Source organism: Mycobacterium haemophilum DSM 44634 (genome assembly GCF_000340435.2).
Taxonomy (GTDB): Bacteria; Actinomycetota; Actinomycetes; order Mycobacteriales; family Mycobacteriaceae; genus Mycobacterium; species Mycobacterium haemophilum.
Genome location: NZ_CP011883.2, coordinates 3,280,450 through 3,295,343, shown reverse-complemented (window position 1 = coordinate 3,295,343; position 14,894 = coordinate 3,280,450). Strand labels below are relative to the sequence as shown.

Genomic DNA, 14,894 nt, shown 5'->3' with positions numbered 1-14,894 from the left:
GTTGTGACCAGCACCGGTCACGGCCGCAACCAAATCGAGAGATGCCCCGGCCTGGCTGCCAAGCATCAGGAGGTGACATATGAGCACCGACATCTATTTTGGGGGACACAACTACCCCCAAATGGCCGCCGCGCGAGGAAGGATCGAGCCCGCGCCGCGTCGGGTTCGTGGCTATCTTGGCTCCGCGCTGGTCTTCGACACCATCGCGGCGCGTTACGTGTGGGAGGTGCCCTACTATCCGCAGTACTACATCCCGCTGGCGGATGTTCGCGCGGAGTTCCTGCGCGACGAGAACCACCCGCAGCGGGTGCAGTTGGGGCCGTCGCGGCTGCACTCGCTGGTCGGAGCAGGCCAGACCCACCAGTCAGCCGCGCGAGTGTTTGACGTCGATGGTGACGGTCCCGTCGCGGGCACCGTGCGATTCGACTGGGATCGGCTGCGGTGGTTCGAGGAGGACGAGCCGATCTATGGTCACCCACGCAACCCGTATTCGCGGGTCGACGCGCTGCGCTCGCACCGCCACGTCCGGGTGGAGCTGGACGGCGTCGTCCTCGCCGATACCCGGTCTCCTGTGCTGCTGTTCGAAACAGGTTTACCCACAAGGTATTACATCGACCCGGCCGATGTCGCCTTCGAGCATTTAGAACCCAGCTCGACGCAGACGTTGTGCCCGTACAAGGGAACCACATCGGGTTATTGGTCGGTGGGCGTGGGAGACACCGTGCATCCGGACCTGGCGTGGACGTACCACTATCCGCTACCCGCCGTCGCGCCGATCGCCAGCCTGGTGGCGTTCTACAACGAGAAGCTCGACATCATTGTCGACGGTATGGCCCTGCTGCGACCGCGCACCCAGTTCAGCTAGTCGCTGGCCGGTGTTCGTCGCGCGGATGCTCCAGCGTGCGGCCAGCCGCCCGCTGGAGCGCGACTGTGCGGCCAGTTTCACCCGCGATCGTCAAGCCTTGCATGGGTGCAGCACCCTGCCGGCGCGCTGTTGATCCGACCGGACGGTGATGTCGCCTGGGCCACCGACCAGGCTGCGTTCTCTGACGTTGATTTGTTACGTAGCGCGATTGTTCGCTGGTTCGGTGTTCCGCGGGTGAACTTTCCGCAATAACTCCGATAGCTACGTGCCTGATCGGCGCAGTGTGATATTTACCTCTCGGTGTCGGCAATGCTGAGAATTTCTTACCTTAATACCCGACTAAGTGGTTTGCTTATGTCCATAGTTAGCTGGTAAATAAGTTATGACGATTTGCTGTTTGTGAAACGTTGGTATTGTTTAAAATGGCAGCATGAACGCAGCCTGAGCGGTTAATGTGATGTAGCTAACAAACGTTCTGTATGAATTCTTTTTGCTCGGAATTCGGTGCGTAGGCTGCCTTTAACCTCGGTTAATCGCGGCTAATCTCAGGGGTCGGCACCGGACGGTGATGCGGCGCTGAGTGTCGCCCGCGATCAGACCAACACGGCAAAGGCGGTGTCAGCATGAGCCCAGGCAGCGGTGTGACCGGCGTGGTAAGGATTCCCGTCAACAACGGTCCGATCAGCGGCATCGCCGCCAGCCCCGATGGCAGCCGCCTGCTGGTCACCAACTACGGCCGCAACACGGTCTCGGTCATCGACACCGGTACCTGCCGGGTCCTCGAGACTATCGCTGGCCTCGACGAGCCGTTCGCGATCGCCATAGGCGGCGTGCAGGCGAATCGGGCGTACGTCAGCGCGGTCTCTACGGCGTATGACTCGATCGGCGTCATCGATTTGTCCACCAACACGGTCATTGCGTCTCATCCACTCGCGCTCAGTGTGAGCGACCTGGTGGTCAGCGCCGACGGTCATTACGTTTACGCCAGCCGAAACGGTGCCGATAGTGCTGACGTCGTGGTGCTGGACACGGCAACGGACCGCCTGCAGGTGATCGACATTGCTGGACCAGCTGGAGCGCCGGGAACCACCACCGCATGCCTGTGCGTCAGCGCTGACGGAGGTCGGTTGTATGTCGGCACCAACGGGCCGGCCGGCGGGTGGCTGGTGGTGATGGCCCCGCACGCACCGACCGATGACGACGCGGGCCGACCTCCGCGCTGGCGCCAGGGGCACTTGCCGCGGTTACGCGGGAAAACTAGGCAACCGGGCTTGGGCGTCATGGACGCCATTGAGATCGGATTGCCGATCCGTGACGTCGCGGTCAGCCCCAACGGCTCCATCGCCTATGTCGCCAGTTGCGACCCTCAGTTCGGTGCGGTGGTCGACTTCGTCGACACCCGAACCAACACGATCATCGGCACCCGCAAGGTCGGCGAGATCGGGGGCCTTCTCACCGGGTTGACGCTCAGCGGCGACGGTGAGCGTGCCTACCTGGTCAGCGACGACAGCGTCACGGTGCTGTGCACGCTGACCCACGACGTCATCGGCGCCGTGCTGCTGGCCGAGCCGCCGTCATGCGTAAGCGAAAGTTCGGACGGAACATACCTGTACATCGCCGACCATTCCGGTGCGGTCATTGTGATACCGGTTGCCTCGGCCACCGGGTCGGGTTTTGCCAGCGGGCCACTGATGTGCGCCGCCGCCGCCGAGTGGACGGTGCCCGAGTCGCTGGCCTACGAGGCGGCACTTGCTTAACCCGGCGACGCGACACCGAGTCGGCCGACGCGAAAACGCCCATCGCGGGGGACCCGTTTCGCACGCGGCCGCACGGCGATAACATTCGCCCACCGAATGCCGAGACCCATGAGGCGATATTTCGATGTACAGCACGATGCAGGACGTCCCGTTGACGCTCACCGCAATACTGCGGCATGGCTGCGGTGTGCACGGGGCGCGGACGGTGACCACTGCGACAGGTGCCGGATACCGGCGCAGCAGCTACCGTGAAGTGGGCCAACAAGCCGCCCAATTGGCAAATGCGTTGCGCCGCATTGGCATTACCGGAGACCAGCGGGTTGCGACGTTCATGTGGAACAACGCTGAACATCTGACGACTTATCTCGCGGTTCCGGCGATGGGTGCGGTGCTGCACACCCTCAATATCCGGCTCTTCCCCGAACAGATCGCCTTTGTCGCCAATGAGGCCGAAGACCAGGTCATCCTGGTCGACTTGTCGTTAGCCCCCTTACTGGGGCCTATCCTGCCCAGCCTCGACACCGTGCACACCGTGATCGCAGTCGGGGATCAAGACATCGCGCCGCTGGCCGAATCGGGCAAGACCGTGCTGCGGTACGCCGAATTGATTGACGCCGAGTCCCCCGAGTTCGACTGGCCGCAGCTCGATGAGAATTCCGCGGCCGCTATGTGCTACACCAGCGGCACCACCGGCAACCCCAAAGGTGTTGTCTACAGCCATCGTTCGAGCTACCTGCACACCATGGCGGCGTGCACGGCCAACGGTTTGGGGCTCGGCTCCAGCGATAACGTGCTGCCGATCGTGCCGATGTTCCACGCCAACGGGTGGGGGTTGCCGTATGCGGCGTTGATGGCAGGCGCCGACCTCGTGTTACCCGATTGCCACCTTGACCCTGCCTCTCTGATCGACATGGTGGACACGCTGCGGCCCACGGTCGCGGCCGCGGTGCCGACCATCTGGAACGACGTCATGCACTACCTGGAGAAAGACCCGGACCACGACATGTCCTCGTTGCGGCTGGTGGTCTGCGGCGGCTCGGCCGTTCCGGTATCGCTGATGCGCACCTTCGAAGAACGACACGGCGTCCAGATTCGGCAGCTGTGGGGCATGACGGAAACATCGCCACTGGCGACCATGGCGTGGCCACCGCCAGGAACCCCGCAGGACCAGTACTGGGCCTACCGTGGGACGCAAGGCCAACCGGTCTGCGGAGTGGAAGCCCGAATCGTCGACGACGACGGTGCGGTGCTGCCCAACGACGGCAACGCCGTGGGTGAAGTGGAAGTTCGTGGCCCGTGGATTGCGGGCTCCTATTATCTGGGGCGCGACGAGTCCAAGTTTGCCTCCGGTTGGCTGCGCACCGGCGACGTCGGGACCGTTGATGAGCGGCGCTTTGTCACGTTGACTGATCGGGCCAAAGACGTCATCAAGTCCGGTGGGGAATGGATCTCGTCGGTCGAGTTGGAGAACTGCCTGATCGCGCACCCGGACGTGCTCGAGGCCGCGGTTGTCGGAGTTCCCGACGAGCGCTGGCAGGAACGACCGCTCGCGGTCGTGGTGCTCAACGAAGGCGCGTCGGTCAGCGCCGGCGAGCTGCGAATGTTCCTCGCGGGCAAGGTCGTTCGGTGGTGGCTGCCCGAACGATGGGCCTTTGCGGACGCGATTCCGCGCACCAGCGTTGGCAAGTACGACAAAAAGGCCATCCGGTCCCGTTACGCCGAGGATGTCTACCAGGTCATCGAGGTACGCGACTAAAGGGACTAAAGGGTTGGCCTTAACTCCGGTCCCGGGCAAGATGAGGGACATGAGCCTGCGGGTCGTTCAATGGGCAACGGGGTCGGTTGGGGTGGCGGCGATCAAAGGTGTGTTAGATCATCCCGAGCTCGAACTTGTGGGCTGCTGGGTGTATTCCGAGGCCAAGAGCGGCAAAGACGTTGGCGAGATCATTGGCACGTCGCCGCTCGGGGTGACCACGACCAACAATGTCGACGAGGTGCTCGCGCTGGATGCCGACGCGGTCATCTATGCACCGTTGTTGCCCAGCGTCGATGAGGTCGCCGCGCTGCTGCGCGCCGGCAAGAACGTCGTCACCCCACTCGGCTGGTTTTATCCGAGCGAAAAGGAAGCCGCGCCGCTAGAAATCGCCGCGCAGGCCGGCAATGCGACCCTGCACGGCGCCGGCATCGGGCCAGGGGCGGCCACCGAGCTGTTCCCGCTGCTGTTATCGGTGATGTCTACCGGTGTGACTTTCGTTCGTTCCGAAGAGTTTTCAGATCTCCGCAGCTATGGCGCCCCGGATGTGTTGCGCTATGTGATGGGTTTCGGTGGGACGCCGGATAGTGCGTTAACCGGACCGATGCAAAACCTGCTCAACGGGGGCTTTCGTCAATCGGTCCGGCTGTGCGTTGATCGGTTGGGCTTTGCCGCCGATCCCGAGATCCGCGCGTCGCAGGAGGTAGCCGTCGCAACGGCGCCGATCGACTCGCCGATTGGGGTAATCGAGCCCGGACAGGTCGCCGGGCGCCGCTTCCGCTGGGAGGCGTTGGTGGGCGACACAGTGGTCGTTGCGGTCATCGTGAACTGGCTGATGGGGTCGGAAAACCTTGATCCACCTTGGTCTTTCGGTCCTTCAGGGACACGCTACGAGATCGAGTTACGCGGAAATCCGGACGCGTTTGTGACGATCAAGGGATGGCATCCGCAAAGTGTGGCGGCGGGATTGCAGAGCAATCCCGGGATCGTGGCTACCGCAGCGCACTGTGTCAACGCGATCCCTGCTACGTGTGCCGCTCCTGCGGGTATTCAGAGCTTCTTCGATTTGCCGCTGATCACTGGCCGGGCCGCCCCACGGCTGGCGCGCTGAATGTGATCTGACTGCCGGCCGACTAGTCCTCGATCCCGGGCCGGACAGTTTTACCCGCGTCGGTGTCCAGGGCGTCCAGTGCACGCGTGGCCAGCGCTCGGCCCACGGCAATCACGTCCGCCGCCCGGTGAAATTCCAGGCCCCGGCACGTCGAGCGGGGTACTTCGATCAGCACGTCGGGTGGGTAGGCCGCCAGCGTATGGCGCGCCAGCGCGGATTGGGCGATGTCGATTGTCCGATTCATCACGTCGAAGCTGCCTAGTTTGGGAATTTCGGGCGGTTCCACACCAGGGCTTTCTGACCACGTCTCCGATTCCGGGACTGACGCGCCGAACCGGCTGAGCACCGCGCGCGCTGTCGGCCGGTCTAGCAGCGACCGGGCAGCGGTCGTGTCGAGCAGGGCAGAAGTGCTGCGCAACATGCGGTTCAACCACTCGGTGGTGACGCCCGGCTCCGCTTGGCGGTCGTCGTTGACGTCACTGCCGTTGAGGCTCACCGCGATGGTTAGCTCAGCGTTGACCGCGGCGATCGGTGCCATTGGTAGCGGATCCAGGATGCCGCCGTCGGCGAGTAGCCGTCCGCCGACGGCATGCGGGGCAATCACCCCGGGTATCGCGATGGACGCCCGGATGGCTTCGTCGACCGGGCCGCGCTGAAACCACACCGACTTGCCGGCCAACAGGTCGGTCGCGACGGCGGTGAACGGGATGGAAAGTTGCTCGATGGTGACCGGACCCAGGATGTCGCGGACCGCGTCCAGGATTTTCTCAGCGCGCAGCACCCCAGCCGCGCTGATGGACGGGTCCAATAGCCGCAGAATGGTCCGCTGTGTCAGGGACCTCGCCCATTCCGCGAGCGCGTCGAGTCGTCCGGCCGCGTGTACACCGCCGACCAGCGCACCCATCGACGACCCGGCGATCCCGACGATGTCGTAGCCGCGCTCCCGCAGCGCCTCGATCACCCCAATGTGGGCATAGCCGCGGGCCCCGCCGCTACCCAGGGCCAGTCCAACCCGAGTCGGTGTCGACGCGCGCGAGCGCGCGGCCACTCCACCAGGTTCATCGGGCACCTATTCATTTTGCGGGGCTGAACGCAGCATCATCGCCCGGGTCGGCAATTTCATGCACCCGTGATCTCAATTGCCGATTGCGATTGCCGCGCAGCTGCCCGTGGCGGGCCTGACCGTCACCCGCATTCGTGGTTGGCGGCAGCGCGCGCGGCGGTAATCACCGCCGCTTGCCGGGCCAGGTTCAGATCTGCCCACCGAGTATGCCAGCTGCCCGCACTACCCGATGGCGACTGCTGAACCATGGCCAGGTACGGCTCGACCAGCGACTCACCGGTCCTGTGCTGGGCATCCATCCACAGTTTTGCGGCGTGACAGGCCTGGAAATACTCCTCCTCGGTCGAGTCTGCTGGGACGTCGACCCTGGTCGTTACGCCGGCGGGGGAGACACCGACGGGGCTCGGCACCACTGAGCTCAGCCCCGCTGACGACGAGGTGACCGTGCCGCTACCGGCACTATGCGAGCAACCCAGGACCCCGGACAAACCGACCACACCGGCCGCGAGAACGACCATGCCGCGCAACAGGGAGCGGCGACGACACCAGCGCACGATGTCAATCTATGCAACACTGGCAGCTGTGATGGAGCGCATCGGATTTTGTGAGTGTTGTCGGCCCTAACGCGTCGCCACTTGCCCGATCCCATCACCCTGGAGCTCTCCCAATGTCGTTACCTTCTGACGCCGCTGTTGCGCCGCGCGCGCTGACGATCCCGTCCTCGGGGCCCACCCGACTACGGGTGCCCGACCTGCTGAACGCCACCGACCAAGCCGCCGACGACGTCATGAGCGGGCGGTGTGACCACCTGCTGCCTGACGCCGGTGTCCCGGAAACGCAGCGCTGGTTCACCCGCATCCATGGCGACGAAGAGCTCGACATCTGGCTGATCAGCTGGGTCCCCGGTCACGCGACCGAATTGCACGACCACGGCGGGTCACTCGGTGCGCTGACAGTGTTGTCCGGGTCGCTCAACGAATTCCGCTGGGACGGCCGGCGGTTGCGCCGCCGCCGGCTCGATGCTGGCGATCAGGCCGGCTTCCCGCTGGGCTGGGTGCACGACGTGGTGTGGGCGCCGCAGCCGGTTGCCGGGCGGGCACGTACGGTCAATAGCACGCGGCCGGTGCAGCCGACCCTGAGCGTGCATGCCTATTCGCCACCGCTGACCGCGATGTCGTACTACGAGGTCACCGAACGCAACATGTTGCGCCGCCAGCGCACCGAACTCACCGACCAGCCTGAGGGGCAGTGATGAGCCGGATCGATCGGGTATTGGAAACCGCCCGCGGCCGGTATCGCCGGCTTCCCGCCGTCGAGGTGGTCGATGCGGTGCGGCGCGGCGCGGCGCTCGTGGACATCCGGCCGCAGACACAGCGCGCTCGTGAGGGCGAGGTGCCGGGGGCGCTGGTGATCGAACGTAATGTCCTGGAATGGCGGTGTGACCCGACCAGTGACGCCCGGCTGCCGCAGGCCGTCGATGACGACGTTGAGTGGGTGATCGTGTGCTCGCAGGGCTACACCTCGAGCCTGGCGGCGGCGGCGTTGCTGGACTTGGGGCTGCACCGCGCCACTGATGTCGTCGGCGGCTACCACGCGCTGGCGGCCGCCGACGTGCTGGCTTCGCTAGGGAGATAGCCGCGAGCGTGCGGAGAATGCCGGTCCACGCGGCGTGTCGTCGTACGGACACGCACGTTCGCGAGGGATTAATTGTTGCCGTGCAGCAGCTGCCGCAACCGGTCAGTTTTCTGCGGTGTCCAGCCGGGCGGCGACAACACCGCGGCCCAACCGTTGGCGACGTCGGCGACATAGTGGTGGCCATGCCCGTCGGGCACCTCGACGGCGACCGCCATGTCGGCAGAGACCTGCAGGAAAGTGACCACCGGGATCCATTGCGTCTGGGGCAGCACGTCGTAGCCCCGCTTTTCTTGCAGCCAGTCCGGTCTGGAGAAAAGTAGGTTGGGAGTCCACCACGCGATCGGGTCGGAGGCGTGCTGCAGGTACACCACCTTCGGTCTGCCCCACGGTGCGTTCGGGCGCTCCAGATTGCTTGGGCGGGCAACGAACCGGACGTTATGACCGTCGTCGTAGATGGGCAGCCACTCCGGTGAACCACGATCGCGGGTCTCGGTCAGTTGGGTCCAGATGGTGTTGTTGAACGTCGGTCCGGAAAACAATGCACCGTCGGTGCGGGCGACGACGTTGTTGAGGCTCATGAACGGCGCCTCGCCACCGAACGATCCCAGACTTTCGCCGAACACGACCAGCTTGGGCCGCTGCGCTTCCGGCATTTGTCGGACCAGTTTGTCAACCGCTTCAAAGAGTGCCTGGCCGGCGCGCCGGGCGTTCTCCTTGTCCACCAGGAACGACAGCCAGCTGGGCAAAAACGAATACTGCATGCTCACGATCGCGGTGTTGCCGTTGTACATGTACTCCAGCGCGTCGGCTTCGGCCTCGTTGATCCACCCGGTTCCGGTGGTCGTTGCGACCGCGACGACAGCGCGCTGCAATCCGCCGGTCCGTTGCAGCTCGCGCGCCGCCAACTCCGCGGTCGCCGAGATGCCGTCCGCGGAGTCCAGTCCCGCGTAGGCACGGATCGGCTCGATGGCCGGGGTTGCGTTGAACGCCGCGAGTTGGTCGACGGTTGGGCCGGCCTCCACGAAAATTCGGCCTTGATGGCCCAGCGACTCCCACGACACCAGCGATTCTGGGCCACCTGATCGCAGCCGGGATTTCGGTGGCGCGGTATCGGGATTCACCTCGTTGTTGACCGAGGCGAAGGTGTTGTTCAAGGTGCGCATCATGACTTTGATGACGACACCGTTGAGCAACGTGATCGTCAGCACCACGAGCAGGGCCACCACGATGGTCGCTGACACGCGAAACGGTGCTATCCGATCGACCTGTCCCACAAGGAAACTGACGAGTTTGCGGATCATCTGGCCGATTTCGACCAGGGTGAACAGCACCACCAGCGACAGCCCTGCGGTCAGCGGGTAGTCGTACCATTCCAGGTGTTCCACGCCCATCAGGTCGCGGACCTGGTCTTGCCAGAGGTGGAACCAGATCGCCATCACGGCCAGCCCGACCGGGCTGATCCCGATGAGCGCCAGCCAGGCCCAGCGCGGCGCGGACGGGCTAGAGTCCTGAGCGCGCATGTAGCGGACCAGCCAGACGCCAAAGACACCAAAGCCATAGCCGATCGCGCCGGAGCAACCGCTGACCAGCCCTTGGAACAGCGGACCGCGCGGCAGCAGCGACGGCGTCATCGAAAACCAGATGAAAATCAGGCCAACCGCGGTCCCGGTGAAAGTGTAGTGGCGAGCCCACCAGGCACTGCGGGTTGGTTGCGGCACCGGCATCGTGGTTTCGGTGGGTTCAGCGGGAGCGTTAGCGTCGGCGGATTCCTCAGTGTCGACGGCTGATTCGCTGTCGACCGATTCGTCGCCAGCGGCGGTTGCCGCAGCACCTGTTTCGCTCATCGGTGGGCGAACTGAGGAGCGCGTTTCTCGATGAAGGCCGCCATTCCTTCGGACTGGTCGTCAGTCGCGAAGGTCGAATGGAAGAGCCGGCGTTCGTAGAGCAGTCCTTCAGTCAGCGTGGATTCGAAGGCTCGATTGATTGCTTCCTTGGCCATCCGGGCCGCTGACCGTGACATTTGCGAAATGGTGGCGGCGACGGCTTTGGCCTCGGTCAGCAAATCGTCGGCCGGCACCACCCGCGAAACCAGGCCGCTGCGTTCAGCTTCGGCCGCGTCGATGGTGCGGCCGGTCAGGATCAGGTCCATTGCTTTGGCCTTGCCGATCGCTCGGGTCAGACGCTGCGAGCCGCCCATGCCCGGCAGCACGCCGAGTTTGATCTCTGGCTGACCGAATTTCGCTGTGTCGGCGGCGATCAGCAGATCGCACATCATCGCCAGCTCGCAGCCACCGCCGAGTGCGTATCCGGCCACTGCGGCGATCGTCGGGGTGCGCACGGCGGCCAGCTTGCCCCAGGCGGCGAAGAAATCAGCGTCGAATGCGTCGGCGAACGTGAGGCTGGCCATCTCCTTGATGTCGGCGCCGGCGGCGAACGCCTTGGGCGAACCAGTAATGAGGATCGCCCCAATGTCCGGATCGTTGTCTAATTCTGTTGCTGCACTGGTGACTTCGTTCATTACTTGGCTGTTTAGCGCGTTCAGGGCTTGTGGCCTGTTCAGTGTGATGATGCCAACTCGCTGATCGCGCTCGACGAGGATGGTGTCGTACGTCATGTGTGACCCTCCTAGAAATTCAAGTCGTCATCGACCGGCTCGAAATACCCATCGATGTCGGCTGCGGTGACTTCGGCTAGTGTCGCCGGCGCCCATTGTGGATTGCGATCTTTGTCGACCAGCTGCGCGCGGATGCCCTCCACCAGGTCGTGTGAGCGTAGTGACGCCGACGACACCCGATAATCTTGGGTCAGAACATCTTCCAGCGTTTCCAGTTTGGCGGCGCGACGCACCGCCTCCAGCGTGACCGACAATGCGACGGGGGAGCGGCTGGCGATCAGGTTGGCGGCGTCGTCAGCAGGTCCCGCCCCATCTCCCCGATGTCCACGCAACGCGGCGATGATGTCTTCGACGGTGTCACCCATGTAACACTCGTCGATCCAATCACGTTGTGCGGCAAGGTTGCTTGGTGGAGGTTCGATAGCGTAGCCGGCTAGTGCGCTGTTGACGCCGTCGGCAATGACCGCTCGGGTGAACGCGTCGAGGTCGCGGTGTGGCACATAGTGGTCGGCGAAGCCCAGTGCTATGGCGTCGGCCCCGGAAAACGGCGCTCCGGTGAGCGCGGCATGCAGACCCAGCGCGCCAGGCGCTCGGGACAACAGGTATGTCCCGCCGACGTCGGGGATGAACCCGATGCCGACCTCGGGCATGGCCACCTTCGAGGTATCGGTCACCACCCGGGTGTTTGCGTGTGCGCCGACGCCGACGCCACCGCCCATCACGATGCCGTCCATCAACGACACGTACGGCTTGACGAACCGGGCGATTTGGCCGTTGAGCAGGTACTCGCTGCGCCAGAACCGTCGTGCCGCGACCCCGTCCGCCCGGGCGCTGTGATAGATCGCCACGACATCACCGCCGGCGCACAGTCCGCGTTCCCCAGCTCCAGATAGCACCACCGCGTGCACCGCGTCGTCGTCTTCCCAACGGGTGAGTAGGGCGGTCAACGCGTCCACCATCTGCTGGTTCAGCGAGTTGATCGCCTTGGGCCGGTTAAGCGTGATAAGGCCGACGCCAGCCTCAACGCGGGCCAGGACCTCATCCGATTCGCCAGCCACGCCCTAACCTCCCGCTCATTGGAGAATCCGACCGAAAATGCTGCCCAACGCATTGATCAGCAATCTAGATCGTTGCTAGCTCGATGGTGCCCGCGGGTAAGGTTTATGTTTATCCAGACAACAACATACGAGCCCGGCAATATCGAAGAAAACTGCAGCTCGATGGGAACTCGGGCGAGCGATTGATCGTTGAAAGCTCGAAGCCACAGCCACAAGAGAGGATCCGACGGTGCGCGAGACAAGCAACCCGGTATTTCGTTCGCTGCCTAAGCAGAGGGGCGGATACGCGCAGTTCGGCACTGGCGCGGCCCCGATGCAGCAGGGGTACTACCAAGCCGATCCCTACGCCGCGGCTCCCTACCAGGAGACTCGTGCGGCTCGGGTCTCGCGGCCACTGACCATCGACGACGTCGTTACCAAGACCGGCATGACGCTGGCGGTGTTGATGGCCTCGGCCGTGGTCTCCTTCTTCCTGGTGGCATCGAATCTCGCACTAGCCGCCCCGCTCACCCTGGTCGGCGCTTTTGGTGGCTTGGCGCTGGTGCTGGTCGCCACCTTTGGGCGCAAGCAGGACAGCCCGGCAATCGTGCTCAGCTACGCCGTCCTCGAGGGATTGTTCCTCGGCGCGGTTTCGTTCCTCTTCGCCAACTTCCGGGTGTCGTCCGCCAGCGCCGGCGCGTTGATCGGCGAGGCCGTTCTGGGCACCTTCGGGGTGTTCTTCGGGATGCTCGTCGTCTACAAAACCGGGGCCATCCGGGTCACCCCGAAGTTCACCCGAATGCTGGTCGCAGGGATGTTCGGGGTGCTAGCCCTGATGCTCGGCAATTTCGTGCTGGCGATGTTCGGGGTGGGTGGCGGAACAGGTCTCGGCCTGCGCAGCGGCGGACCGGTGGCGATCATCTTCTCGCTGGTGTGTATCGGCATCGCGGCATTCAGCTTCCTGATCGACTTCGATGCGGCCGACCAGATGATCCGCGCGGGAGCGCCGGAGAAGGCGGCGTGGGGGATTGCTCTGGGCTTGACCGTCACGCTGGTCTGGCTGTACCTGGAGATCCTGCGTCTGCTGAGTTATCTGCAGAACGACTAGCGACCAAGGATCGCTAGCTGGCTGGCCCCGAGAGGATCGTGTACTTAGCGGTATTGCTGCGCTGGGCTGGTTCAGTTCCTGTGGTCTGTGAGTACAAGTAGGTTCCCGTGGTGCTGGTCGCGCACGTGAGGGTCTGCGTGTACTGCGCTGGCGTGCCATTGAAAACTTCTGACGCACTGATGACGCCGGCAATCGGTGACGTAGTTTGGTAAGTGTAGGTCCCGGCGTGCTGTGAGCCGTCGTTGAGGATTGTGTACTCGTACGTGCCATCCGGATGGAAGGTCATCTGCCACTGGGTGCCCGCATACGGATTCTCGGGCGTCTTGGTTGCATCGTCGTCGAAGAGGAACGTTACCTCGTCTAGGCTCTCCGGGACTGTGCACTGACTATTGGGATCGGCAATTACACTAGGCGCTGCTGCCATTGCGCCGACACCGAACATCAGAGCGGTCGCCGCCAGGGCATACCCGATCGTGGTCTTCCTTGTCGATTTCGTCTGCATGGACCACCGTAATACCATACCGCGCAGCATTACTTGACGGACCCCGAGCGCCAGATCAATGGGTGGAGTCCCGTAGATGCCGAGTGACCGGGCCCCTGAATTGGTCGCCGTGTTGTTGGTCCACGGTTATGAGAGTCGAGGGTAGAGTGATCATCAGGAGGTCACGCCCCGGATGTACTCGTCATCGGTGCGCCGGCGAATCGTCGCTCGGTCGCGATCGGGCGAACCGGTTGCCGAATAACAGGATTGGCGCGTTTCCTATTGCACTACCATCGGCGACGGCTGGTGTCGGATCGTGGGACGTGTCCGCGCCGCTCTGCTAGCCGACTACGACACGAACGTCAACCGCAAACTGGCCAACGCGATCATGTCCGAGCAGGTCGCTACGTAGTACCACGACCAGGACGCCGCACGCCCAACCTCATCCACGTGGATATTCCCGCGGACCTGATCAATCGGCAGTTCACCGCGACCCAGCCCAACGAGCTGTGGTGTGGACTGCTTCTCGCGGGTGATCGTGCGTGCGCGTTTTCTACTACCGTCGATACCGCGATGGTCAACAGTGCAGTCAGTATGGCTGTGTCTGCCAGGAAACGTTGGTGCACAACGGCTCTGCACGCTGGCCACGGAACACGAGTTCATGTCTTGGAGCTTTGGGGAGAAGTCTCAACGCACCTGGCTGCCGTCGAGACTGAAGCTAATATAGATTCTCAGCAATGTACACAGGCATCACGCGCGGCGTTTTCCCGGTAACCTTCGTTGAAACGCACCCAGGCTTCACGCGCTTCTCCGTCGAGCTGAGTGCGGAGCTCGCCCGCGACGTGCACGTCGGTGCCAGCGTGGCGATCGATGGCGTGTGCTGCACTGTCGTCTCGCACACGGCCACAACGCTTTCATTCGACGCGATGCAGGAAACGCGCTCACTTACGACACTCGGGGATTTGTCGGTCGGGCGCGGCGTGAGCGTTGAACGCTCCGCGCGCCACGGTGACGAACTCGGAGGACATGACGTGTATGGACACGTGATTGGCACGGGCACTGTGACGCGCGCTACCGCTGTCGGCGGCCAGCTGGATCTCACAATCCAAGTGCCGGCAGCGTGGATGAAGTACATTTTGTACAAAGGTTTCATCGCGCTCGATGGCTCAAGTCTCACGGTGGGACAGACGCGGAATGACGGAACATTCGACGTCCATCTGATCCCTGAGACGTTGCGCGTCACCAACTTCGCGCGCAAACAGGTCGGCGATCGCGTGAACGTGGAGCTCGACCCGCGCACCGTGGCGATCGTGGACACAGTTGAGCGCGTGGTGGCCGATCGCTTGCGCGACGAACACCTACCTCAACTACGCTAACCCCGATACCCGCCAGATGGTTGACGGGAGTCATTTATCCCACGATCGCCTGCGCCCATCAGCACACGACGAACGTCACACGCCACAGGGAGCT

At 63.6% G+C, this 14,894-nt stretch carries 15 protein-coding genes; 9 read left to right on the top strand and 6 right to left on the bottom strand.

What is annotated here, in order from left to right:
• Positions 1-79 precede the first annotated feature (79 nt).
• The 5 genes from B586_RS15375 (at position 80) to B586_RS15360 (ending at position 5,486) form a co-directional block, all read left to right on the top strand.
• Entirely contained in the window at positions 80-865 is a 786-nt protein-coding gene (locus B586_RS15375) for a DUF427 domain-containing protein (RefSeq protein WP_054879496.1), read from the top strand.
• 105 nt (positions 866-970) lie between these two features.
• Positions 971-1,117, top strand: coding sequence for an aromatic-ring hydroxylase C-terminal domain-containing protein (locus tag B586_RS21080; protein ID WP_156406804.1), 147 nt, complete (start codon positions 971-973; stop codon positions 1,115-1,117).
• A 371-nt stretch (positions 1,118-1,488) separates the two neighbouring features.
• Positions 1,489-2,622, top strand: coding sequence for a YncE family protein (locus B586_RS15370; RefSeq protein ID WP_054879497.1), 1,134 nt, complete (start codon positions 1,489-1,491; stop codon positions 2,620-2,622).
• 124 nt (positions 2,623-2,746) lie between these two features.
• Entirely contained in the window at positions 2,747-4,378 is a 1,632-nt protein-coding gene (locus B586_RS15365) for a long-chain fatty acid--CoA ligase (protein WP_054879498.1), read from the top strand.
• A 49-nt stretch (positions 4,379-4,427) separates the two neighbouring features.
• Positions 4,428-5,486 (top strand): NAD(P)H-dependent amine dehydrogenase family protein, encoded by a 1,059-nt coding sequence (locus tag B586_RS15360; RefSeq protein ID WP_054879499.1) that lies wholly within the window; start codon positions 4,428-4,430, stop codon positions 5,484-5,486.
• Positions 5,487-5,508: 22 nt separating this feature from the next.
• Here B586_RS15360 and B586_RS15355 read toward each other — a convergent pair whose 3' ends face one another.
• Both B586_RS15355 and B586_RS15350 read right to left on the bottom strand, forming a co-directional pair.
• Positions 5,509-6,555 (bottom strand): patatin family protein, encoded by a 1,047-nt coding sequence (locus tag B586_RS15355; RefSeq protein WP_054879500.1) that lies wholly within the window; start codon positions 6,553-6,555, stop codon positions 5,509-5,511.
• A gap of 116 nt (positions 6,556-6,671) precedes the next feature.
• Positions 6,672-7,103, bottom strand: coding sequence for a lipoprotein LpqV (locus B586_RS15350; RefSeq protein WP_270049162.1), 432 nt, complete (start codon positions 7,101-7,103; stop codon positions 6,672-6,674).
• Between the two features lie 113 nt (positions 7,104-7,216).
• On the opposite strand from B586_RS15350, the gene B586_RS15345 reads away from it, so the two are divergent.
• Both B586_RS15345 and B586_RS15340 read left to right on the top strand, forming a co-directional pair.
• Entirely contained in the window at positions 7,217-7,801 is a 585-nt protein-coding gene (locus B586_RS15345; RefSeq protein ID WP_082129595.1) for a cysteine dioxygenase, read from the top strand.
• Positions 7,801-8,184, top strand: coding sequence for a rhodanese-like domain-containing protein (locus tag B586_RS15340; RefSeq protein WP_047316057.1), 384 nt, complete (start codon positions 7,801-7,803; stop codon positions 8,182-8,184). The genes B586_RS15345 and B586_RS15340 overlap by 1 nt, the downstream gene beginning before the upstream one ends.
• Positions 8,185-8,252: 68 nt before the next feature.
• Here B586_RS15340 and B586_RS15335 read toward each other — a convergent pair whose 3' ends face one another.
• The 3 genes from B586_RS15335 to B586_RS15325 are packed head-to-tail and all read right to left on the bottom strand — an operon-like array spanning position 8,253 to position 11,856.
• Positions 8,253-10,028: an alpha/beta hydrolase gene (locus B586_RS15335; RefSeq protein ID WP_054879502.1), complete on the bottom strand. Its 1,776-nt coding sequence runs from the start codon at positions 10,026-10,028 to the stop codon at positions 8,253-8,255.
• Positions 10,025-10,798, bottom strand: coding sequence for an enoyl-CoA hydratase (locus tag B586_RS15330; protein WP_054879503.1), 774 nt, complete (start codon positions 10,796-10,798; stop codon positions 10,025-10,027). Before B586_RS15330 ends, B586_RS15335 begins: the two co-directional genes overlap by 4 nt.
• Positions 10,799-10,809: 11 nt before the next feature.
• Complete coding sequence (locus B586_RS15325; RefSeq protein ID WP_054879504.1) at positions 10,810-11,856, bottom strand: enoyl-CoA hydratase/isomerase family protein; 1,047 nt, start codon at positions 11,854-11,856, stop codon at positions 10,810-10,812.
• A gap of 229 nt (positions 11,857-12,085) precedes the next feature.
• Here B586_RS15325 and B586_RS15320 point away from each other — a divergent pair, with 229 nt between their 5' ends.
• Positions 12,086-12,943, top strand: a complete 858-nt coding sequence (locus tag B586_RS15320) for a Bax inhibitor-1/YccA family protein (RefSeq protein WP_054879505.1) — start codon at positions 12,086-12,088, stop codon at positions 12,941-12,943.
• A gap of 13 nt (positions 12,944-12,956) precedes the next feature.
• On the opposite strand, the gene B586_RS15315 is transcribed toward B586_RS15320, so the two are convergent.
• Positions 12,957-13,445, bottom strand: a complete 489-nt coding sequence (locus B586_RS15315) for a hypothetical protein (RefSeq protein ID WP_156166542.1) — start codon at positions 13,443-13,445, stop codon at positions 12,957-12,959.
• 716 nt (positions 13,446-14,161) lie between these two features.
• Between B586_RS15315 and B586_RS15310 the strand changes: the two genes are divergently transcribed.
• Positions 14,162-14,800 (top strand): riboflavin synthase, encoded by a 639-nt coding sequence (locus B586_RS15310; RefSeq protein WP_054879506.1) that lies wholly within the window; start codon positions 14,162-14,164, stop codon positions 14,798-14,800.
• The last annotated feature ends 94 nt before the right edge of the window (positions 14,801-14,894 follow it).